The organism is Phycisphaerales bacterium, from assembly GCA_020852515.1.
GTDB lineage: Bacteria > Planctomycetota > Phycisphaerae > Phycisphaerales > UBA5793 > UBA5793.
In genome coordinates this window covers 278,497-300,134 of the sequence record JADZAS010000002.1, presented here as the reverse complement: position 1 = coordinate 300,134, position 21,638 = coordinate 278,497, and the positions used below count along the sequence as shown (strand labels likewise).

Genomic DNA, 21,638 nt, shown 5'->3' with positions numbered 1-21,638 from the left:
CGCTTACGCCGCGATGCACAGGATCTCGAAGATGACATGCGCTGCGAGCAGTGCGGTGATGCCGGCCGGGTCCATCGCCGGCAGCACTTCGACCACATCGGCGCCGACGAGATTTACGCCGCGGCAGGCGCGAAGCAGATCGAGCGCTTCGGCCGAGGTGAACCCGCCGATTGAAGGCGTCCCGGTGCCCGGCGCATAGGCGGGATCGACCGAGTCGATGTCAAAGGTGAGATACGCCGGCTCGCCGCTCTTGCGCAGCCGGTCCAGGAAGGCGTCGATGCGCTCGGCGCCGTTGCGGTGCTTCCAATCGGCGTACGTAACGAGTTCGATGCCCTGGGCGCGGCCATAGTCGAGATCGGTTGCGGTATTGAGCGGTCCCTTGATGCCCACCGAAAGCATGCGCTTCGGGTCGATGAGATTCTCTTCGATGGCTCGGATGAACGGCGACGCGTGCGTGTACTTTTCGCCCCACGCGACATCGACGGTGTCGAGGTGGGAGTCGAAATGCAACAGCGCCAGCGGACGCCCGCCGCCGTGACGCTGCTGCGTGGCGCGCAGATTGGCCAAAGCGATCGAATGGTCACCGCCTACGGCCAGCAGCTTCGTCCCACCGTCACCCAGTGCGAGGGCGAAGTCGCACGCGGCCTGTTGGGTCTCGCGCGTCGAATACGGCCGCACCGGTGCGTCACCGGCATCACACACGCTGAGCCGGTCGGCGAGATTCAGATCGTGCTCGAGGTGATACGGCTTGATGTAGGCGGACTGTTCGCGGATGGCCCGCGGACCGAAGCGGGCCCCGGGCCGGTAGGTCACGCCGCCGTCGAACGGAATGCCGTACAGCGCCCAGTCAGGCGGTGATTCGAGCGTGTCGATCTGGGGAAAGCGGCAAAAAGTGGAGATACCCGCGAAACGGGGAAATTGGCGGGCATTGGGCAGGCGGGTTTTGGGCGGTTCGGCCATGGGGATAGGCTAGCGTCTCGGAAGGCGGCAAGTAAGCAGTTTGCTGGAACAGCAGGTCCTGGATGTGCGAAATATCGGGGTGCGTTTCCTGAATTGGATTTTTCAGAGGACTTTTTCATCCTGTTCATAGCTTTCGGCTTGACTTCCATGGAGTTTGGCGCATCCTTTAGCGTCAGATTGCGGAATTGAAGTGATGCTGCAGGGCATCGCCCAGGAATATCAGCCGCAGCGATGCTTCTCGCGATCGCCGGCCCAGAGTCGTAGTCATCGAGACGGGGAGACAGAAAATGAAGAAGCTGTTGTTTTGTGTTGCTGCTGCCGTGGGCGCCGCCGCCCCTTGCTTCGCCGGAACGGACATGGTTATCCGGTGGAATCGCGTGGCGATCGACACCATTCGTGAAACGCGCGCCAACCCGCCGATGGCGACTCGCTCGCTGGCGATGATGCATGTCGCGATCTACGACGCCGTGAACGCGATCGACGGAGCGCACGAGCCGTTCGTCGTTGTTTCGCAGCCGGGGTACAACACCTCGCGCGAGGCGGCTGCTGCGACGGCGGCGTATAACGTGCTCGTCAGTCTCTATCCGGATCAGATCGAGTTCTTCGACTTCCATCTCTATGAGTCGCTTAAGACCGTTCCCGACAGCCCGGCGAAGACCGATGGCATCGCGCTGGGTGAGTACGTCGCGCAGCAGATTATCGACCTGCGCGCCAACGACGGCTGGGATCGGTATGTCGAATACACGCCCGGCACGCTGCCCGGTCAGTGGCGGCCGACGCCGCCGAACTACGCGCCGGCTCTGCTGCCCCAGTGGCCGCTGGTCACGCCGTGGGTCATGACCAGTGGCTCGCAATTCCGGGCGCCGGCTCCGCCCGCGCTCGACAGCGTTCAATACGGCACCGACGTGAACGAGGTCAAGGACCTTGGTCGTGTAGACAGCCAGAGCCGCACGGCCGATCAGTCCGAGATCGCGCTGTTCTGGTCCGACAACCCCGGCACCTGCACGCCGCCGGGCCACTGGAACGTGATTGCGGAGAATTGCTCTGAATCGCTCGGCTACGGCCTGGGTAAGAACGCGCTGTTGTTCGCGAAGTTGAACGTCGCGCTGGCTGATGCGGCGATTCTCTGCTGGGACAACAAGTACAACTACAGCCTGTGGCGGCCCTACCACGCGATCACTCTCGCTGATCAGGACGGCAATCCACTGACCGAGCCCGATCCCACGTGGTCGAGTTTCGTTGTGACTCCGCCGTTCCCTGAGTACACCTCCGGCCACAGCACCTTCAGCGCCGCAGCAGCTCAGATCCTCGCCAACGAGTTCGGAACAGATCACCTCGCCTTCGTCGATGTGTCCGACACGCTGCCCGGCGTTCCCCGGTACTACAGCTCGTTCTCCGAGGCCGCGGTTGAGGCCGGCCGCAGCCGCATCTATGGCGGCATTCACTACGAGTTTTCGAATCAACTGGGCCAGCAGAACGGCCGCGACCTCGCGGACTACGTCCAGGACAACTTCTTCCAGCCCGTGACGAGCAATGGGCCGATCCTCTGCCTGCCGACCTACTACCGGACTGAGTACATCAACGTGTTCGAGGCGTTCAACTTCACGCCCGGATCGCTCGTGAAGTTCGTCTGGAGCCCCGATGTTGGCGAACGTCGGCTTCCCGGCTGCCCCGGCGTGTACATCGAACTCTCCCGTCCGAAGCACTTCGGGCGCCGGATGGCCGATGCGAATGGTTACGCGGTCTGCGAACGTCGCGTGCCGCTGGGCTTCCGAGGCACGACCCGCTTCGGGCAGGCGTACCAGAAGGCAACCTGCACGACCTCCACGGTCGCCGAAGGCTACTTCCCGCGCTAAGGCTCGTGCATCCTGTACCTGTGCCACAGACCCCGGCGAATTCGCCGGGGTCTTCTCATTTGCGCGGCCGGCGATCATTATCGCAGCCAGTCGTCGTCAAAGGCCATGCCCGCCGGAACCGCCGCGTCGCCGGAGGTCTCGACCATCGCCGCGACCGGATAGGCGCAGTAGTCCACGCTGAACGCACCGGCCGGTCGGTGGTTCCCGCTGTGCCCGAGCCCGCCGAACGCGAGCTTGCTCGAGGCGCCCGCTGTGCCGGTGTTCCAGTTGATGCATCCGGCTCGCACCTGCCAGAAAAAGCGCTCCGCCGCCTCGGCGTCGCGCGTGAAGACCGCAGCCGCCAGGCCGTATTGCGTTGCGTTGGCCTGGGCGATGGCGTCATCCAGATCGCGGCAGGTGCTCAGCTGAACCATCGGCCCGAAGACTTCGCAATCGTGCTCGGCGTCGCCGGGTCTGTAATGGGAACCATCCACTTCAACAACGCCGGGTGAGATGAAGTGCCCGATGTCCCGAGCTTTCCTCGCCTCAAGGAGTATCTTGCCGCGGCGACTCGCCAGGCGGCTTTGGAAGTCGATCACCGCCTCAACGGTCGCTTCATTGATCACCGGTCCCATGAACGGTCCCGGCTCGCTGCGACCGGGTCCGATCGTCAGGCTCCGCGCCGCCTCGACAAACGCCCTCTTGAATCGATCCACGATCTTCTCGTGCACGATCACCCGCCGCGTGCAGGTGCAGCGCTGGCCGGTGGTCGCGAACCCGGCCCGAACGCACTCAATGACCGCCTGGCGGAGATCAGCGTCATCCATGACGACGGCCGGGTTGTTGCCGCCCATCTCCAGCGCGATGATGCGTCCGGGCCTGTCGAGGTTGGCTTCGAGAATGCGCCGGCCGACGCCCCACGAGCCGGTGAAGAGAATGCCGTCGATTCCCTCATGCCTGACCAGCGTCGAAGCCACATCCGCTGCGCCCTGCACGAGGTTGAAGACGCCCTGAGGCAGGCCGACCTCGTGCCAGACCTCCGCGATCACCTGTCCGACCGCCGGGGTCTTGTCGCTGGGTTTGAAGACGATCGAGTTGCCGGCGGCCAGTGCGGGAATGAAGTGGCCGTTGGGCAGGTGGGCGGGAAAGTTGAACGGCCCGATGACGGCCATCACGCCGTGCGGCTTGAAGCGGTTGATGCCGCGCCGCGTCGCGCTGACGGGCACTTCGAAATCGGTGATGCGGCCGAGCGCGCCCGTCGGATCGAGCGTGATGTCCACCTTGCCGATCAGCGCGTTGGCTTCAAACGTGGACTCGGCCATCGTCTTGCCGCTCTCATCGCAGATCAGTCCTGCGATGCGATCGAGGTGCGCCTTGACGACCTGCTGGTAGCGGCGGAGATACTCGTGCCGCCGCGCGATGGGCAGTTGCGCCCATCCCGGCGCCGCCCGCCGCGCTGCCGCGATGGCCTCTTCGACATGCGCGATGTTCGACGCGGCCTGCCAGATGATCTCATCAGGCGCTGCAGGGTTCGTAGAGGTAATTCCATCGCCCGCGCCCAGTTCGATCCACCGGCCGTCGATGTAATCCGCCGGGGCCCGTTCGAGCAGTGAAGAGTGAACCATGAACGATCGTATGACCGCAAGCGCGGCAGGGAGCGCTGCCTCGAGCGCGGCGACGGGGATGCCTCAGGCTCGCCTGCGTTGCCTGCCGCCCTTGCGTTCGCCTTTGCTCAGCAGCGTGAATCCCACGCGATCGCCTTCGCTGGCGTGGATCGCCTTCATCTCATCCCGAGGAATGCGCACGCACTTGCCGTCGCTGCTGAGCATCGCCCCCGTTGCGACGGCGCGGAAGCCGTCCTCGCCGTCGAAGCTCACCAGCGCTTCGCCCTTGGCCTGGGCCTTGGTGCACGCTTTGCCGAGTTTCAGGCGCTTCGTGTCGCGCACGACGGATACATCCGCGGTCTTCGCGTGCAGGTGCGGCCCGCCGTCGAACGGGTCGATGTGGTCTTCGTACTTGAAGCCCATGCGCTCGAGCATCGCCTTGGCCGGCTCGGTGTCCTTGCCGACTTTGCCGATGAGCATGCGCGCCTCGGGCGGCAGGATCGTGACGTAGATTTCCTCGTGCGGCATGAGTTTCAGAATGAAGCCCTTGGAGCGCGTCGAAAGCCGGTCCGCCTCGGTGTAGGTGAGGTTGATAAACCGCCGCCCGAGATGCTCCCAGAACGCGTTGGTGCCTTCAGGCGTGAGGCGGGCCATCATTTCGGCAAGCAGCTCATCGCGGAACCGCTCGGGATGGAGTCCCATGTAGTGGAAGCGGATGAGCGAAAGCGTCTTGCCGAGCTTGGCCGGGTGCCCGCGATAACTCGGCGCGAGGATGAGCCCGCCGACTTCCGTAGGGCCATCTGTGACGGAGCCCAGCTGCAGCGTCGTGTGCGTCATGCCCTGCTGCAGGTCGTCGGCGTACATCGTGCGGCTGCGGACCTGGAAGTAGGTGTTGGGCGCTTCCGGCGTGCCGATCTGCGGAATGATCTGCGACGTGCCCAGCAGATTGCCGGTCGTGTCATCCTCGATCGCGAACATGTAGATGGCGCGCGTCAGGTCTGTGATCGAGCCTTCGAAACTGAGTTGCGAGCGGCGAATCTTGTCGGCGATGATCTCGGGGTCGGCCGGGAGATTGATGAAGTGAACCATCCGCGCCAGCTTGAGCAGGATGGAGGCATCATCGGGCCGGGCTTGACGGATGACGTACATGGCGGGGAGGTCCGGCGGCTTTCTGACCAGCCGCGAAAGGGCTCAGGAGTCATAAGAGCAAGTGAGGGAATTCGTCTTATCTATCGGCGAAATCGCGGTGCGAACGATCATCCCGGCCGCTTCGGCTCAATTCTGCGCCTTTGGCGCCTCTTTGCGGCTGATCTCTTCGAAGGTGCGCGCCAGCGCCCGCTCCACGACCTCGAACGCGGCGTCCCACTGCTGAAGTTTCATCACGCCCAGCGGGGGCAGAAAGCGGATGTGATACGGCCCGTGGCCGCAGTAGAACGACAGCACACCCTCGTCATAGAGGTTGTACATGAACTTGTTCACGGGTTCCTTGCGGCCGCCGAACGGCGTGAACCGCATCATGCCGCCCAGTCCCCCCGCCACTTTCACGTGCTTCATCGCTGCGCCGTCGGGACTGAGAACGGGCCCGAACCACTCCGGATGGCGCGAGGCGATGCCTTCAATGCCTGCGACGAAACGCTGGTGGTGCTGCGCAATCGACCCGTTCGGGCCGTAGTAGTCTCCGCCGCGCAGCGTGTCGAGGATGTACATGCCTGCCTGGAGCGCGACGGTGGAGCCGAGAAACGTGCCGCTGAGCAGGCCCGGCTTGGGGTTGTAGTCTTTGGAGTAGAGACACGCGCAGATCTGGCTCAGTTTGCCGATCGTGCACACATCCACGTACTCGCCGAGCTTGAGCAGGTCGAAGGCGAACATTTCGCCCGTGCGGCCGAAGGTCTGCACTTCATCCACCCACACCGCGATGCCGGCTTTCCTGCACCGCTCCATCAGCGCCGCGAAGAACTCGCGCGGCGCCGGGTTGAAGCCGCCCTCGCCCTGGACGAGTTCGAAGATCATGCACGCGTGCTGTCCGGGGTAGCGTTCGATGAGCCGGTCGAGCCGCGCGAGCGCATCTCGCGTGGAAGCTTCTCCTCGCTCGGCGTCGTAAAAGGGCAGGTAGTCGACCAGCGTCGAGAGAGGAATGCCCACGCGATTGCCGGCGTTATCGCCGATCTGGCTCATGGTCACGCTGCGGCCCATGAAGCAGTTCTCGAAAGCGATGACGCGGCTGGCCGGCGCGTGCTTCTGATAGCAGATCTTCAGTGCCGACTCGTTGGCCATGCAGCCCGAGTTGGTCAGGAACACGTGCGCCAACCGACTGCACTTGGACGCTTCTTCGACGAGCAGATTCGAGAACTGCGTCGAGTCCTCGTTCATCTGCAGGTTGCCCTGCACGATGAGATCGCTCATCGCGGCACGCATGGCGATGCGCGTCACCTCCGGATCGCTGTGGCCGAAGAACATCGGCCCGATGCCGCAGATGAGATCCATCTTCACCGAGCCGTCGGCGAGTTCGACAAAGGGCCCGTTGCCCAGCCCCGAGCCGTGGTAATCGAAGAAGAGCTTGCTCTTGCCGCGCACCTCGCTGGCCTGCGCCAGCAGATCGCGGTATCGAGCCGCAAGTTCGTCGTTCAGCGGCGGGCGCACGGCGGTGATGCCGGACTGCACCTTTCGCATTTCGTCGATCGCGCGATCAATCGCCTCTTCGACAATCGGGCTGGAGTTGAGTTTCGAGGCTTTGGTGGCGGGAGCGGCGGTAGTGGTGCTGGCGTTCATGTGAGGACTGTATCCGGGTCAGGCGGTGGGGCGGAGAGAACAGCGGATGCGGCAGACACCTGAATAATCGGCATTTTCAGCCCGCCGATTGCCATCTCTCCCCGAGCAATCGCGCCCTGCGGCCGCTGAGGTCGCCGGCGCCGCGGTTTCAACTGCCCGAAAGTTCCAGCATGAGCACGGCCAGCAACTGGCTCCGCTCCACCAGGCTCGCCACCTCAATCCACTCATCAGTCGTATGCAGGCCGCCGCCGCGCACGCCAAGGGTGTCGATCGTCGGCAGTCCTGCGTGCTGGAGGATGTTGCCATCGCACACGCCGCCCGTTTTCGTGAAGGGAAGCGCCTGGCCCAGCGACCGCGCGACAGCGGCAGCTCGATCCGCGAGTTGCTGCGTGGCGGGTACGAGCGGCTTGGCGGGGCGGTTCCAGCGGTGGTGCACCACGACGCGCGGCAGCACATCCGCCGGCGTAGCCAGCGAAAGCAGCTTTGATTCAAGTTCAGTCGCAGCGCGCTCGTCGGCGAAGCGCACGTTGCCCCAGCACGCGGCGAAGTCGGCGACGGCGTTGGTCACGCTGCCGCCCTGCAACGGTCCGACGTTGATGATCACGCCCTCGGCGGGCCGCGGCCAGGAACCGATCTCGGCGATGATCTCGCCCAGTCGAGTCACCGCCGAAATGCCTGAGGCAAAATCACGCCCCACATGCGCAGAACGCCCGTGCACTTCAATCTTGAACTGACCGCTGCCCATGCGTTCGATGGCCAGCGCCCCGCCCGGCAGCGCGGGCTCGAGCGCCAGACCAAAGTCATGCCGCTTCGCTTCGGCTTCGAGCGCCGGATCGGAATGGAACGACCCCGTCTCTTCATCGCTGTTGAGCAGAAACGTCCAGTTGATCTTCGCGCCGCACCGGTGCAGAGCTTCGATTGCGTGCAGCGCGACGAGAATGCCGCCCTTCATATCCGCCGCGCCCGGCCCGACCGCGGTCCGGCCGTCGGGCGAGAGCGTCAGAGTGCGAAAGGCGCCGGCCGGATCGTGCACGGTGTCGATGTGCCCGGCCAGCAGCAGGCGCGGCAGCGCATCGCTCACATGATGCCGGGCGACGACTGTCACGGGCGGGTGGGTTGTTTGCGGTCGCGGCACGACATCGATCCATGCCGGTCGCGCGGCGCCGGGGATGCGGTCGATCGAGTGAGTGAGCGCGGCGAGCCGCGCCGTGAGCGCATCCCGGTACTGGTTCAATCCGGGTTCATGTCCTTTTCCCGTCGGAATCGCCACGTGCGCGGCGAGTTCATTCAGCATCGCCTCGCCGTGGCTGGCGAGTTCATTATGCACACGTTGCTGCAAGTCGGTCAGCGACATAAGCACCCGGCAAAAGTCACAAAGCCATCAACTCACCGCTTGATCACTCTTCCCACGTTCCATTGAACACTTCCTCGGCCGGCCCGGTCTTGTAGACGCGATGATCGCCGGTGCGCCACTCCATGCGCAGATCGCCTCCGGGCAGGTGCATGAGAATGCTGCGTTCGGTGCGGCTGCGCAGCACGCAGGCCACGCACACCGCCGCGGCTCCGGTGCCGCACGCCATGGTGATTCCGCTGCCGCGTTCCCAGGTTCGCATGCGCACCTCGGTCCGCGAAATGCACTGCACGAAGTGCACGTTGACGCGATCTGGAAACGCCGGGTGATTCTCCACCAGCGGCCCGATCGCCTCCAGGTTGATGGCGTTGACATCCGGGTGGAAGAACACGGCGTGCGGGTTGCCCATGCTCACGAACGTGCCCTCGAGCGTCTTGGGCGGGTCGGTCGCGCGACGCCCTTGCGACTTGATGCTCAGCCGGTGCACGCCGCCGGCGTCACCGACTTCCTCGAGCTCTTCCGCGTTGACGGGGATGCGCGGCAGATCGAGGATCGGTTCGCCCATGTCCACCGTGGCGCTGAAGACTCGGCCGTTGTCCATCGTGTAGTCGATCGACTTCACGCCCGATTTGGTCTCAACCAGCAGCGGCCGCGCGTTGACGGAGACCAGCGCATGTTCGACGGCGAACTTGGCGACACAGCGGATGCCGTTGCCGCACATGGCGCCTTCTGAGCCGTCGGCGTTGAACATGATCATCCGCACGGCATCGGTGAGGCCGCTCTCGCTCGTCGGCCGGGCGATGACGATGAGCCCGTCAGAGCCGATGCCTTTGTGCCGGTCGCTGATGCGCCGGGCCAGCTCGGGCAGATCGGTCCGTTCGGCGATTGCGGGTTCGCTGACGGCATCCAGGTAGACGTAGTCGTTTCCGATGCCGTGCATTTTCGTGAACTTGAGCACGATTAGATCATCCCTCCGTGGCAGCGAGGTGCGCTTTCAGGATACGGATCAGAGCATCTTCAGGCGCGTGAGCAGAGCGCGGATCGCAGCGGCCGTCTGCTCGGTCCCCTCTGTCATCGGCAAACGCAGCGTGCCGCTGTCGCGCCCGAGCAAACGCATGGCCGTCTTGATCGGAATCGGGTTCGTTTCGAGCGAGAGAAGACTGCGGCAGACGTCAAAGAGCTCGAAGTGGATGTCGCGGGCCTGGCTCCACTGCCCGCCGTTGCACGCATCGCACAGGTCCTGAACGCGCCGGGGCAGGATGTTGGACACCACGCTCACCACGCCGGTGGCGCCGATGCTGCAGAAGGGCAGCGTCATCGAATCATCGCCCGAGAGAATCGTGATGTCGCACATCGCCGCGATCGAACTGGCCGAATCCATCGAGCCCGTCGCCTCTTTCACGGCGGCGATGTTCGGGTGCTCACACAGCCGGGCGATGGTCTCGGGCTGCAGGGCCACACCGGTGCGGCCAGGGATGTTGTAGAGCACGACGGGCAAATCGGTGGATTCGGCCACGGCCAGGAAGTGCCGGCGCATGCCTTCCTGCGTCGGCTTGGTGTAGTAGGGATTCACGCTCAGACCGGCGTCGGCGCCCAGCGCCGCGGCCCGCTTCTGCAGGTCCACCGCGTGGTGCGTGTTGTTGGATCCCGTGCCGGCGATCACCGTCAGTCCGAGGGGGCGGGCGATCTCCACCGTCGCGGCGACCACCTTCTCCCACTCGGCCTCACTGAGCGTGGGCGACTCGCCCGTCGTGCCGCAGGGAACGACGCCCGACACGCCGCCTTTCGCCTGGAACTCGACCTGCCGGCGCAGCGCGGCAAGATCAACCTGGCCGTCGCCGCCAAACGGAGTCACGATCGCGGTGTAACAACCGGCAAAGTTCATAGCGCTGCTCCGGCGATTCTGAAGTGCCTTGCAATCTGATTCATCTCTTGGTGTTTCCTTTGTGCCCTTCGTGGCCTGGTGGTGAGTGTTGCGGGTCGATACCTCGAGCGGCTTCGACGATCAGCCGCTTCATTTCCCGCACGGCTTCGCGCATGCCGTCGAAGATCGCCCGGCTCACGATGCTGTGTCCGATGTGCAGTTCGCACACGCCCGGCAGGGCGGCGATCGGCCCGACGTTGCGGTAGTTCAGGCCATGCCCGGCGTTGAACTGCATGCCGGCGCTCTGAATGAGTCGGCCCGCTTCCGCCACGCGCTCCAGTTCCCGAGCCACTTCCGGCAGGGTGACGTCGTGCAGGCGGTTGAATGCGATGGCGTAGGGCCCGGTGTGGACCTCGCACACTTCGAAACCACACTCGCGCGCGGCGTCGATCTGGCTGGCCTGGGCGTCGATGAAGGCGCTGGCGCGAATGCCATGCGATGCAAATTTCGCAACCACTTCGCGCATCCGGCTTTTTTGTCCCGCGACATCGAGGCCGCCCTCGGTCGTCACTTCATCACGACGCTCGGGTACGAGCATGGCCATCGCCGGCTTGATCGCACACGCAAAATCGACAATGGGTTCCACGGCGGCGAGTTCGAAGTTCAGCGGACCCTGCACGACCTCTTTGAGCCGCTCGATGTCGCGGTCCTGCATGTGCCGGCGGTCTTCGCGGAGGTGAAAGGTGATGCCATCGGCCCCGCCCAGCAGCGCCTGCACCGCGGCCCAGACGGGGTCGGGTTCGACGCCGCGCCTCGCCTGACGCACCGTGGCCACGTGATCGATATTGACGCCCAGTTCAACCATGCCGCCATACGGTATTCGGCTGCCGGTGCGGACACCAGCGCGCACCGCTTCAGAGGGCGCGGATTCATTCTTCCGGTGCGCCGGAAGTGCCTATCGTGAAGGGTGAGATGCCGCGGACGCGCGGCAGCGGGGGATCAGCGACCGGGGCGCACGCTCCGCGGGGGGTGACCGGGCCATGTCAGACGCATTCCGCCAGCGACTCGACCGACTCCACCACGACATCGTCCAGCAGGGCCAGCGCGTCGAAGCAATGGTCGAGCGGGCCTTCGAGTCCGTCTTCGACGCCGACCGCGCCAAGGCCGAGCAGGTCATCAAGGACGACGACCTCATTGACCGCGTGGACATCGAAATCGAAAAGGCGGCCGTCGAGCTGCTGGCGCTGGGAGACAGTAACGCGACGCAGTTGCGCATGGTGCTCACGATCGTGAAGGTGAACAACGAACTGGAGCGCATCGCCGACCTCGGCGCCGGCGTGGCGGAACTGGTCGTGCTGGTCTCCCGGTGCAAGGAAGCGTTTCCGCCGACACTGCGGGTGACGGTCAACAGCGTGATCGGCATGATCCGCGACGCGAACATGTCGATGCGCGATCTCGATTCGAGCCGGGCCCGCCAGGTGCTCGCCAGCGACGATCTGGTCGAGAAGTTCAGCCGCACCCTCCTGCGCGAGGTGCAGGAAGAACTCTCCCGGGGCGCCTGCACCGTCGACTTCGCCTCCGCTTTCTGGACCATCGGCAACGCCATCGAGCGCATGGCCGACCACACGACCAACATCGCCGAGCAGGTCATCTACGTCGAGTCCGGCCAGATCGTCCGGCACCTCAGCGCCGGCTGGTCCGAGCCGATGCCGGCCTGAACCGAATGCATCTCAGACTGCGCGAGTCGATTCCCGGTAGCCGCGCCGCCGTGCCGCGCATTCAATGCAGTCGCACGGTGACCTCAGAGCGGATGGACGAGAGATGAAGGACATGGACGCATTGCGGGCGCAACTCGAGGAAGTGGGGCAGGAACACCTTCTGCGCTTCTGGAACGAGCTGGACCATCGCCGGCAGGCTCAACTTGCTGCGCAGATCGAAGCGCTCGAGTTCGATCGCCTGCGCGAGTGGGTCGAGCAGTACGTGCTGCGCAAGCCGGAGTTTGAACTGCCCGAGCGGATCGAGCCGCCCGTCTGGTATCCGCGCGATGCCGGCAACCCGAGGCGGCCGTACGACGCGGCCAGTTTCCGCACCGTCGGCGAGGACCTCGTCCGCCAGGGCAAGGTCGCCGCGTTCTGCGTCGCCGGCGGTCAGGGCACGCGGCTGGGCTGGGACGGGCCCAAAGGCACCTATCCCGCCACGCCCATCACGCGCAAGCCGCTCTTTCAGCTGTTCGCCGAGCAGTTGCTCGCGGCGGGGAGGCGGTGGGGAAGGGCCATTCCGCTGTACGTCATGACGAGCCCGCTCAACCACGAGCCGACGGTCGAGTTCTTTGCGCAGCGCGACTATTTCGGCCTGGGGCGCGAAGACATCATGTTCTTCCAGCAGGGCGTCATGCCGAGTTTCGATCGCGACAGCGGCCGCATCCTGCTGGCGGCAAAGGATGAACTGGCCGTAAACCCCGACGGGCACGGCGGCTCGCTCCGCGCGCTCTATCGCAGCGGCGCCATCGATGACATGCTCAAGCGAGGCGTCGAGCACATCAGTTACATCCAGGTGGACAACCCGCACGTGCGCGTCATCGATCCGCTCTTCATCGGCCTGCACGCCGCCGCGGAAGATTCATCCGGCGAGATGAGCAGCAAGATGCTTCCCAAGACCGGGCCCTTTGAGAAGCTTGGCAACTTCTGCCGCGTGAATGGCCGCACCACGATCATCGAGTATTCCGACCTGCCCGATGAACTCGCCGAGCAGCGCGATGAGCGCGGCGAGCTGCGCTTCGGCGCCGGCTCGCTGGCCATTCACTGCATCGGCGTCGAGTTCGTCAGGCGGCTCAATACCGATCCCGCTGGATTCGCACTGCCCTTCCACCGCGCCGACAAGAAGATCCCGCACGTCGATCTCGACACCGGCCAACTCGTCGAGCCGGCCGAGCCCAACGGCGTGAAACTCGAAACCTTTGTCTTCGATGCGCTTCCGCTGTGCGAAGCGTCGATCATCCTCGAGACCGACCGCGTCGAAGAGTTCGCGCCGATCAAGAATCTCAGCGGCGTCGATTCGGCCGAGTCGAGCCGGGCGCTGCAGATCGAGCGGGCCGCGCGCTGGCTTGAGGCGGCGGGCGTCAAGGCGCCGCGCAACGACAAGGGCGCATGCACAGCCGTGATCGAAATCAGCCCGCTCACCGCGCTCGAAGCGGCGGATCTTCAGAACGTGAAGGACCTGCCGGCGACGATCGCGCCGGGCGCCGAGGTGCTGCTGTAACGGCTGCTGTCGTGCTTGCCGCTACTTTCGCGGAGCATCCGCCATCGCTTCTTCGAGCATGCGAATGATTTCCAGCCGGGGGTCGTACGGATAGGCTGTCTCCCGGCGTTTGACGTAGCCAAGAGCGTTCATGCCGGCGTTATCCTGTGCCTTCGGATCGGCGCCCGCTGCCAGCAGCCGACGCACGGCTTCCGTGATGCCGTTGCCGGCGCTGGACATGAGTGCCGTGCTGCCGTCGTCGGCGGTGGCGTTGACATCCACGCCCAGACTCAGCGCGAGGTCGGCCATCTCGGGCGTGCTCGCCCAGACGCCCCAGAAGAGAATCGTCTCGCCGCGGCTGTTTCGCGCAGTGGGGTCGAGTCCTTGCGCGAGCATGTAGCGAGCCATCTCCACGTTGCCGGTAGTGAACGCCATGTGGAGGATGTCGCCGTAGGGCGACTGCGTAATCGGCACGCCCAGTTCGGCTAGGTACTGCACGAGTTCAAGATCGCCCGCGGCTGCGGCCGCCGAGGTGAATTCGGCTGCGATCGTGGCGATGTCGCATCCGCGATCGGCGAGTTCGCGGAGTTCCGCGAGTCGGCGGTACTTGATCATCCAGAGGACGATCAATCGCACATCTTTCTCATCTTCAAGCAGTTCGGGCGCGCGGTCGAGCAGGATGCGGAGCAAGTCGAGATCGCCCGGCGGGCGCGCGCCGGTCCAGTACAGCAGCGAGACGCCGCCGACTTTGCGGTGCACATCGGCGCCGGCGTCGAGCAGGGCGATGGCCGCCTGCCGGCGCGGCGCGCCCTGCATAATCGCGCACGCCAGCGGGGAGAGGTCATCGCCGCTGATCGCCTCCAGGTCCGCCCCGGCCGCGAGCAGCAGTTGGATCGAATCCACATCGCCTCGCCACGCCGCCCAGTGCAGCGCCGTCTGCCGCTTCGAGTCGACCGCTTGCACGTCGGCGCCGGCGTCGATGAGGCGCTGGATCACATCGGACCGGCCCCGCCGCGCCGCCCACATGAGCGGCGTGAGATCGGTGTAGTCCCACGGCCCGTCGTGGCACGGCGCGTTCACATCCGCCCCGGCCGCAAGCAGATCCGTCACCGCCTCGACATCGCCATCGCGCGCTGCCGCGTGAAGCAGGTCAAGGCGCGGCCGGCCGGCGGATTTCCACACCGCGAGCAGCACCATCGCGCTCAGGGCCAGCGCCGCACCAGAGAGCGGCAGCAGCGCGAAGCGCTTCGAGGCGAGCGAGGGCCGCTCGCCGCGCGCAAAGCCGCACTCGGAGCAGAGCGGCTGGTTTGTTTCGCGCAGGTCGTAGCCGCACGACACGCACCGGCCGCAGCGGGTGCGATGCCGATGACGCATCGCTCGAAACGCGACGGCCAGCGCCGTGAGCAGCGCCAGCCCGCCCGTCCACGCCAGCACCGTGGCCGCGAAGGCGCGCGGCTCGATCGTGCACGGCAGGGCGCGATGCAGTTCGAAATGCCCCTGCATTCCGCCGACGCGAGACATCGAATCGGGCATGGGTTCGATGGGAACGCCGCCGCGCAACTCGTGGTCACCATCGAACACCACCGGCCCCCGGCCGATCGTGCGAAACGACACACACGGCCAGGGCCAGCCGCGCACTTCTTCGTTGACCGAAGTCACGCCTTCGTCGCCGCGCACGGCTCGCTCGATCCACGGCTGCGCGTCGATCATACGATCGAAGCGGGGGTCATCAAAGACGTGGGCGGATCGCAGCACCGTCGCCACGCCTCGATACTCGTTGACCGACCAGCCGTTCCAGTTCCCGAACGGCTGCTGGTAGATCGCCGGCTGCAGCGCCGGCAGCGCTGCGACGAGCCAGGCGCCCAGCACGGTCAGGGCAGCGCCCAGCGCCAGGTGCGCCAGGATGATTGCGAGCCAGATTGAGCAGCGGCTTCGCCGGAGAGTCATGAGGTCACCACCTCGGGCATGATACTCACCGGCGAAGCCGCGATAGCGCTGCGCGCGGCCGGGGCGTCAGTTGATCTGCACGACGTTGGTCGTGCCGCAGGTCGCTCCGTCGATCGCCTGGAGGTACTTGCCGCAGGCGGCCGTGCCGACGCTTCCCGTCAGCGTCAGCCGGCCGTTGGCGTCGGCGCGGCGGATGGCCACGACGCGCGGCGCCTGCGGGCCGATTCCCAGCATCGTTCCCTCGCAGGGCCCGCCGGGCAGTGTGTAGGACCCGGTCTGGAAGCCGATCAGGATCGCGATGATGCCGTTGGGCGTGGCGCCAACCACTTCGAGCGATTGCGAGCCGGGGCACTCACCTCCGATGCGCAGGCGCAGCGCGCTGCTCGGCTGGCCTTCGATGCGCCGCGCCGGCGTGCCGCGGCCGCGGAAGTTGTGCTCGATCCACACCGTCGAGTTCCACAGGCCGTAGTACCCGTTGCCGTGGGCCAGCCAGCCGTCGCGCACGTGTGCGTGATTGCCCTCGGGCGGATTGAGATCGAGCACGGAGAGCGACCAGAACCAGCCGCCGTCGGTCTCGTCGAGCGGCTGCACGTCCATCCACCAGTCCCCGGCGTCGAGCACGATGTTGGCGCCGCTCAAGTCCAGCGTGTAGCGATAGGTCTCGAAATTGGCGAACTGCCCCTTGTACTCGCGGGTGAACTGCGTCACCGTCGCTTCGGCGTACAGCGCCTCGGCCGGCTTGAGGCCATCGCTCTCGTAGAACTGAATCCAGAATCCCTCATCGGGCCCATCGCTGGCGAAGTACGACTGGCAATCAACGATGACGGTGTTGATCTGGTGCGCCACGTCAAGGTGGAAGTCATCGGCCAACTGGCTGTCCACTGTGCCCAGAGACGGGAACGCCTCCGCGCCGCCGATCGCGTTGCCGATCCCGGCGTTGGCGGCCTGCTCGTCGGTGATCCAGAGCGTGTCGTAGAGCACTTCACCCTGTGGATTGGCTTGCCCCGGCGCGGCGACGGGAGCGAGCCGGCTGGTTGAGGCGTCGAATACCACTCCCGCCGGGTTCTGGGCAGAGAGTGCGGCGGTCAGGCAAAGCGGTGCTGCGGCGCCGAACAGGGCGGTCCAAAAACGGCTCATCGGGTCTCTCCTCCTGACGGGTCAGACTACGCGGGCCGCCACGCTGCGGCTCGACACCGGGCAGTATGACGGAAAGCCGTGCGGATGTCAAGCCTGTTCGACCGTGTTCGAGGTTGCTCACCGCTTTCGAGGCATGGCTGTGCCCGGTGGTGGTAGAATCATGGCATGGCGTCCAGCCGCAGGAGTTCTGAGACGGACCACGCGAGCCGCAGCGCGGCCGGGGCCGCGGCGCGCGCGGTGCGTTGCGTCCTGCTGGCCCAGCACGGTCGCCCGCCAGAGTCGCTTCTGGACTCCTTTCATGCCCGCGGCGTCGAAGTGAGCATCGAAGCCGAGCCGGTGCTGGCTTTGGCGGCGCTGGGGGCGGCGATCGTGGAGCACCGTCAGCAGGCGGCGCGGCAGAGCACTTTCCACGCGACGGGCCAGTCGAGCGCCCTGCACCCGACGCTCATTCTCGTCGTCGTCGAGCCGCCCCGGTGGGATGACTTTGACGACCTGGCCGCGTGCGTCGAGCGCACCATGCCGCAGGTCACCGTCGCGGTGTACAGCACGCAGTCCGGCGCTGGCCTGGAGGTGCTGCGGCGCGGTCAAACGGCGGAGCGTTCTGCGGCAGCGCCCGCCCGGGAAACAGAGTCGAACGGCCGCGCGCGAGGCGCCCGCCCGCCGCTTCGTCTGGCCGATGCGCCCGCTCCGCTCGTGCCGCGTGCTGAGCGAGCCGCTGGTTCGCCTTTCGATGAAGAAGATGCGCTCGATTCGCAGCCGGAGCACGAAGCGCTGATCACACAGGCTGAACTGGCCATGCTGCTCGGCGATGACCCCGGACCGGAGCCGGCGCGCGGGGAGCACAGGTCGTGAGCGAATCCCAACTCACCAACGGCGCAGCAGGATCGCGCGCAGAGGCTGACCGGCGCCGGCGAGCGCCGCGCGGCCGCATCATCGTGCTCGGCGATGAGCAGCTGGTTGAATCGGTCGCGCGTTCGACGCAGCGGCCCACGACGCTCGCGCACCACATGTACGACGTCATTGGCGAACTGGTGCAGACAGGCGTACTTGATGCGCCCGACGCCATCGTGGCCTCCATTGAGACCCTGGGCGCTCGCGCGGAACCGTTCGTGCAGGCCGTGCGCCGCATCGATCCCAACGTGGAACTGGTGGGCGTGGTGAGCAACGGCGCTGCGGGCCTGGAATCGACGATCGGTTTTGATGCGCTGCTTCGATCGCCGCTTGAACCTGAGGCGCTCGAGCGCGCCATTGCCGGGCAGGCGATTACGGCGGCGCGTCCGGATGGTGGCGTTGACGCGAAGGACCGCCAGAGAGCCGCGGCGTCCAATTCAGTTGCGTGCGCTTCGACTGCCCCCGCCGGGCCGCTCGGAGATGTGGACCTCGTGGCGGCGCTGCTGCGCCAGCCCGAACAAGTGCGAGCGATGGCGCTGCGACTCGTGGAGCAGGAAACGGGCTGGAGTGGGCTGCGCATCGACGCCGCCGCATCGCACACGGCGGCGTGTGCTGAGATCTGCACTGCAGCCGAAGGCGACCGCCAGGTGTCGTATGGATGGCTCGTGGCCGCGGCGGAGACGGCTTCTGCAGCGCCCACTGCCGAGGGCCTCAGGCCCTGGGCCGACTGGCTCGGTCACTGGCTGCACCTCGAGCGCTCCATGCGCGACCTGCGCGAAAAGGCGTACACCGACCAGTTGACCGGCGCCTACAACCGCCGCTTCTTCGAGCAGTACATGGACAAGGCCCTGGACGACGCACGGGCCCAGCGCCAGTGCGTGAGCCTGCTGCTTTTTGACATCGACGACTTCAAGCATTACAACGATGCCTACGGCCATGCGGCCGGCGATGAGATTCTCGTCGAAACCGTGAAACTCCTTCGCAGCGTGATCCGGCCCAACGACCGCGTCTGCCGCATCGGCGGCGATGAGTTCGTCGTCATCTTTCACGATCCGCAGGGCCAGCGCGAGCGCGGGTCGAGTCATCCTGATGACATTCAGACGATCGCCCGCCGCTTCCAGCAGCAGATCTGCCAGCACCGCTTCCCCAAACTCTCCGCCGAGGCGCGCGGCACGCTGACGATCTCGGGCGGCCTGGCCACGTTTCCGTGGGACGGCGGCGAGGTGGCCTCGCTGCTCGAACAAGCCGACCGCAACGCCCTCGCCTCCAAGCGCAGCGGCAAGAACGCCATCACGTTCGGGCCGGGGGTGACGGATATTGGCCCCGCAGGCGTCCCATCAGAATCTCCAGCGAACTGAGCATCAGGGAGCCCCAATTCTCAAGCGGCGCATCGCTGCGAACGACTTCGAAGCCGCGCAGCGTCGCAACTTAGGGCAATCGCGGCATCGATCTGCGCCGCATCAACAGGACCGACCGGTTGACCGGGCAGAATCGACCGAATTGTGACACTGATGTGACAGTCCACTGCACCCCGTTGGTATGAATTGGAAGATGCAGATTCTCGGCCGATTCCGGCTTGCCTGGCGCATCGGACTCGCCTCGATGCTGGTACTTTGCTCGGTGCGCTGGGTCTTTGGGCAAGTGGATGCTCTACGAGACCCAGACTCGTACTGGATTCTGCGCTCGGAGAACACACGACTGCCCACCGGCGAGGTGCTCTTCACGCCTGGCGAACCGCACCAGTTGATCGGTTCAGTCGATGGCGCTGCTATCAATGTCTGGGCCGCCATTACCACGTTCTGGCCGGAAGCGGTCGGTGTCCTGCTTTTCGTGCCCGGGCCCGCTTTGTACTTCATCTACGTCAGGCGAAAGCGTCGAAATCGCACGAAGCAGTACTGCCGTCGATGTCGCTATGAGATGCCCGATCCACCCGCTCCGATTCCGGCAACGTGCAGCGAGTGCGGCGCTGATCTGACGCAGGCGCGGGCGCTCTGCTGCGGCGAGCGAATGTGGGTGGCGGCGATGTTTCCTGCGGCCGGACTCGTGTTGGCCGCCGTGCTCTATGGCGCGCTGCTGCGTCACCAGTCCCGCGTCGTGCCATTCAACGACGCTTTCGATTGGCCGTCATTGGAGTTGTATCGCTATGCGTTGCGCAAGCAGTGGAACGGCAGATACCTCTGCACCGGCTCGTATCCGTTCGTGCGTGAGGTCGATCTCTGCACCGGCAACATCACTCGTCTTTACGGACCGTTCGCGTACCGGGTCGCTCTTGTTGAGCTGGATGCGCAGGCCGGCAGACTCGACATCTACGAATCGGTGTCGCGAATGTCGCGCACGCTTCGGCTGCATGAATCGATCCCACTCCGGGCGCAGCCGGTCAGCACTCCACCACAGCACGCGCCGATCGATGCCGGCCAGCCTTCGACTTCCGCTGCCGAGGCTCGCGACCGCGTCTTTCGAGCGCTTGAAGTGCGCGGCGTCGCGCTGCAACACGGTCGTGACAGCATCACTGCTGCGATCGTCACAGCCGATGGGACGCGAGTCTATTACGGCACGGAGGAGAGCGAGATGGTCCTCACGCTTGAGTTGGAAGACGGGTCTTCGCGGCCGGAGGAGATTGAAGGGTCCTCAATGGGCGCTTGTCGAGTACTGGTGATGAGCCCAGACGAACGGCTCCTCCTGGCGATGTGCCCGGGCCGGCCGCAAGTGGCGCTTCCCTTCTTCTGGAACGGAACATGGAATGCCCCGGGCTCGGTGCTCGTCATCGACACTCAATCAGCCAACGTTGTTTTGGCCGAGCCGTTCCCGACGGCCAGTGTCGAGACGTCTCCAAGCCCTTCACCCGATGGTGCGTATCTGGTGTTCCCAATGCTCGGCGCCACCGGCTACTGCGTGCTCGATCTCAACACGATCGCCCAGCACGCCGGGTCCAGCTGGAGTTTGGGCGAATGAGCAGGGTGTGGGGCCGATTGGCGCCAGCAGCTGCCTCCTCCGCCTAAATAACAGCAATCAAAGAACTTGTAGACGTACAGGCAGTTCGCCCGGCCGGCCCGGCGGTGGCTTCGATCAGGGCCATTTCCCCGATTGATATTGAGACTCAGTCTCAATACATTTGTGCGTCATTGATCCGTCGATCTGAACCCTCCAAAGGAGCCGCTCATGTCGCACTCGCCGACGCCCCGCCGGATGGCCGCATTCACCCTCGTCGAGTTGCTCGTGGTCATCTCGATCATCGCGCTGCTCATCGGCCTGCTGCTACCAGCGCTGGGTGTGGCGCGGGATGCGGGCCGGGCTGCAGTCAATCTCTCCAATGTGCGATCGCTGGGTCAGGGGCTGCATCACTATCTCAACGAGTGGGAGGCGCTTGTGCCCGTCCGCCTGCCTCCCGGCGAGCGTCATCGCAAGACCGAGCGCCTCGAGGCGCGCTGGCAGTGGTTCATCGGCGACTACGTCGGCTATCCGTTCAAGCCGACCAGCGATGCCGAGCGCGACATCATCACCAGCGGCGCGGCGCTGCCGCGCGTGGACAACGCGGTCTTCCTCGATCCCAGCCACACGCTTGCGGATCTTGGCGGCAGCAGCGGCAGCGTGGACGCGATGCGCAACGGATCCTACGGCTACAACTACCAGTACCTCGGCAACAGCCGTGTGGACAATCCCAACCCGGTGTACGACAACTTCCCCGTTCGCCTCTCGCGCATCAAGACGTGGGATCGCACGATCTGCATCGCCAACAGCCTGGGCAACCAGAGCATTTTTGCCGACAGCGGCACGCGCGGCGAACACGCCTACACCCTCGATCCGCCGCGCCTCGACACGCGGCACAACAACGCGCAGCGCTTCGCCCAGAGCAGCGGCATGTCGCCCGCTGAAGCGAGACACCAGCGCAAGGCAGGCGTCGCCTTTCTCGACGGACACGCAGCGAACATGAGCCTGGCCGAACTCGGCTACGTGGTCATCGACGAGCAGCGCAACCAGGTCGAACACAATCGCGGTGACAACTCGCTGTGGAACGGCCTCGGGACCGATCCGGAGCCGAGCCG

Annotated in this window: 16 protein-coding genes and 1 pseudogene; 7 read left to right on the top strand and 10 right to left on the bottom strand. The window is 65.4% G+C overall.

The genetic code is table 11. The features are described 5' to 3' along the window. Window positions 1-3: 3 nt before the first annotated feature. On the bottom strand, window positions 4-960 hold the full coding sequence (gene speB / locus IT430_01410; GenBank protein ID MCC6906574.1) for an agmatinase: 957 nt from the start codon (window positions 958-960) through the stop codon (window positions 4-6). A 287-nt stretch (window positions 961-1,247) separates the two neighbouring features. Here speB and IT430_01405 point away from each other — a divergent pair, with 287 nt between their 5' ends. Continuing rightward, window positions 1,248-2,816 (top strand): phosphatase PAP2 family protein, encoded by a 1,569-nt coding sequence (locus tag IT430_01405; GenBank protein ID MCC6906573.1) that lies wholly within the window; start codon window positions 1,248-1,250, stop codon window positions 2,814-2,816. A 77-nt stretch (window positions 2,817-2,893) separates the two neighbouring features. Here IT430_01405 and IT430_01400 read toward each other — a convergent pair whose 3' ends face one another. The 7 genes from IT430_01400 to IT430_01370 form a co-directional block, all read right to left on the bottom strand. Continuing rightward, window positions 2,894-4,420: an aldehyde dehydrogenase family protein gene (locus IT430_01400; protein ID MCC6906572.1), complete on the bottom strand. Its 1,527-nt coding sequence runs from the start codon at window positions 4,418-4,420 to the stop codon at window positions 2,894-2,896. A gap of 63 nt (window positions 4,421-4,483) precedes the next feature. Continuing rightward, the gene (locus IT430_01395) at window positions 4,484-5,548 is read right to left on the bottom strand and encodes an arginine N-succinyltransferase (GenBank protein MCC6906571.1); all 1,065 of its coding nucleotides are present in this window, start codon (window positions 5,546-5,548) and stop codon (window positions 4,484-4,486) included. Window positions 5,549-5,674: 126 nt separating this feature from the next. Next, on the bottom strand, window positions 5,675-7,168 hold the full coding sequence (locus IT430_01390) for an aminotransferase class III-fold pyridoxal phosphate-dependent enzyme (protein ID MCC6906570.1): 1,494 nt from the start codon (window positions 7,166-7,168) through the stop codon (window positions 5,675-5,677). Between the two features lie 148 nt (window positions 7,169-7,316). Further along, window positions 7,317-8,522, bottom strand: coding sequence for a M20/M25/M40 family metallo-hydrolase (locus IT430_01385; GenBank protein MCC6906569.1), 1,206 nt, complete (start codon window positions 8,520-8,522; stop codon window positions 7,317-7,319). Window positions 8,523-8,565: 43 nt separating this feature from the next. Then, on the bottom strand, window positions 8,566-9,477 hold the full coding sequence (locus IT430_01380; protein ID MCC6906568.1) for a diaminopimelate epimerase: 912 nt from the start codon (window positions 9,475-9,477) through the stop codon (window positions 8,566-8,568). Window positions 9,478-9,525: 48 nt separating this feature from the next. Continuing rightward, window positions 9,526-10,404, bottom strand: a complete 879-nt coding sequence (locus IT430_01375; protein MCC6906567.1) for a 4-hydroxy-tetrahydrodipicolinate synthase — start codon at window positions 10,402-10,404, stop codon at window positions 9,526-9,528. Window positions 10,405-10,444: 40 nt separating this feature from the next. Further along, window positions 10,445-11,248, bottom strand: a complete 804-nt coding sequence (locus tag IT430_01370; protein MCC6906566.1) for a pyridoxine 5'-phosphate synthase — start codon at window positions 11,246-11,248, stop codon at window positions 10,445-10,447. Window positions 11,249-11,423: 175 nt separating this feature from the next. Here IT430_01370 and phoU point away from each other — a divergent pair, with 175 nt between their 5' ends. Continuing rightward, on the top strand, window positions 11,424-12,101 hold the full coding sequence (gene phoU / locus IT430_01365) for a phosphate signaling complex protein PhoU (protein MCC6906565.1): 678 nt from the start codon (window positions 11,424-11,426) through the stop codon (window positions 12,099-12,101). A gap of 112 nt (window positions 12,102-12,213) precedes the next feature. After that, entirely contained in the window at window positions 12,214-13,641 is a 1,428-nt protein-coding gene (locus IT430_01360) for a UDPGP type 1 family protein (protein ID MCC6906564.1), read from the top strand. A gap of 21 nt (window positions 13,642-13,662) precedes the next feature. On the opposite strand, the gene IT430_01355 is transcribed toward IT430_01360, so the two are convergent. Next, window positions 13,663-15,567 carry an ankyrin repeat domain-containing protein gene (locus IT430_01355; protein MCC6906563.1) on the bottom strand — a complete coding sequence of 635 codons (1,905 nt, stop codon included), beginning with the start codon at window positions 15,565-15,567 and terminating at the stop codon, window positions 13,663-13,665. A gap of 66 nt (window positions 15,568-15,633) precedes the next feature. After that, window positions 15,634-16,704, bottom strand: coding sequence for a hypothetical protein (locus IT430_01350; protein ID MCC6906562.1), 1,071 nt, complete (start codon window positions 16,702-16,704; stop codon window positions 15,634-15,636). Window positions 16,705-16,869: 165 nt separating this feature from the next. On the opposite strand from IT430_01350, the gene IT430_01345 reads away from it, so the two are divergent. The 4 genes and pseudogenes from IT430_01345 to IT430_01330 all read left to right on the top strand — a co-directional run bounded on the left by IT430_01345 (window position 16,870) and on the right by IT430_01330 (window position 20,874). After that, a complete protein-coding gene (locus tag IT430_01345; GenBank protein ID MCC6906561.1) occupies window positions 16,870-17,556 on the top strand; it encodes a hypothetical protein in 687 nt (228 codons plus the stop codon). Continuing rightward, complete coding sequence (locus IT430_01340) at window positions 17,553-18,953, top strand: GGDEF domain-containing protein (protein MCC6906560.1); 1,401 nt, start codon at window positions 17,553-17,555, stop codon at window positions 18,951-18,953. The genes IT430_01345 and IT430_01340 overlap by 4 nt, the downstream gene beginning before the upstream one ends. Before the next feature lie 655 nt (window positions 18,954-19,608). Beyond that, on the top strand, window positions 19,609-20,547 hold the full coding sequence (locus IT430_01335) for a hypothetical protein (GenBank protein MCC6906559.1): 939 nt from the start codon (window positions 19,609-19,611) through the stop codon (window positions 20,545-20,547). Window positions 20,548-20,754: 207 nt separating this feature from the next. After that, a pseudogene (locus IT430_01330) lies at window positions 20,755-20,874 on the top strand (prepilin-type N-terminal cleavage/methylation domain-containing protein). Window positions 20,875-21,638 lie beyond the last annotated feature (764 nt).

Bases quoted from the DNA above. Each gene is read 5' to 3' on its own strand.
- speB (MCC6906574.1), bottom strand. From the start codon at position 960: ATGGCCGAACCGCCCAAAACCCGCCTGCCCAATGCCCGCCAATTTCCC.
- IT430_01405 (MCC6906573.1), top strand. From the start codon at position 1,248: ATGAAGAAGCTGTTGTTTTGTGTTGCTGCTGCCGTGGGCGCCGCCGCC.
- IT430_01400 (MCC6906572.1), bottom strand. From the start codon at position 4,420: ATGGTTCACTCTTCACTGCTCGAACGGGCCCCGGCGGATTACATCGAC.
- IT430_01395 (MCC6906571.1), bottom strand. From the start codon at position 5,548: ATGTACGTCATCCGTCAAGCCCGGCCCGATGATGCCTCCATCCTGCTC.
- IT430_01390 (MCC6906570.1), bottom strand. From the start codon at position 7,168: ATGAACGCCAGCACCACTACCGCCGCTCCCGCCACCAAAGCCTCGAAA.
- IT430_01385 (MCC6906569.1), bottom strand. From the start codon at position 8,522: ATGTCGCTGACCGACTTGCAGCAACGTGTGCATAATGAACTCGCCAGC.
- IT430_01375 (MCC6906567.1), bottom strand. From the start codon at position 10,404: ATGAACTTTGCCGGTTGTTACACCGCGATCGTGACTCCGTTTGGCGGC.
- IT430_01370 (MCC6906566.1), bottom strand. From the start codon at position 11,248: ATGGTTGAACTGGGCGTCAATATCGATCACGTGGCCACGGTGCGTCAG.
- phoU (MCC6906565.1), top strand. From the start codon at position 11,424: ATGTCAGACGCATTCCGCCAGCGACTCGACCGACTCCACCACGACATC.
- IT430_01360 (MCC6906564.1), top strand. From the start codon at position 12,214: ATGGACGCATTGCGGGCGCAACTCGAGGAAGTGGGGCAGGAACACCTT.
- IT430_01355 (MCC6906563.1), bottom strand. From the start codon at position 15,567: ATGACTCTCCGGCGAAGCCGCTGCTCAATCTGGCTCGCAATCATCCTG.
- IT430_01350 (MCC6906562.1), bottom strand. From the start codon at position 16,704: ATGAGCCGTTTTTGGACCGCCCTGTTCGGCGCCGCAGCACCGCTTTGC.
- IT430_01345 (MCC6906561.1), top strand. From the start codon at position 16,870: ATGGCGTCCAGCCGCAGGAGTTCTGAGACGGACCACGCGAGCCGCAGC.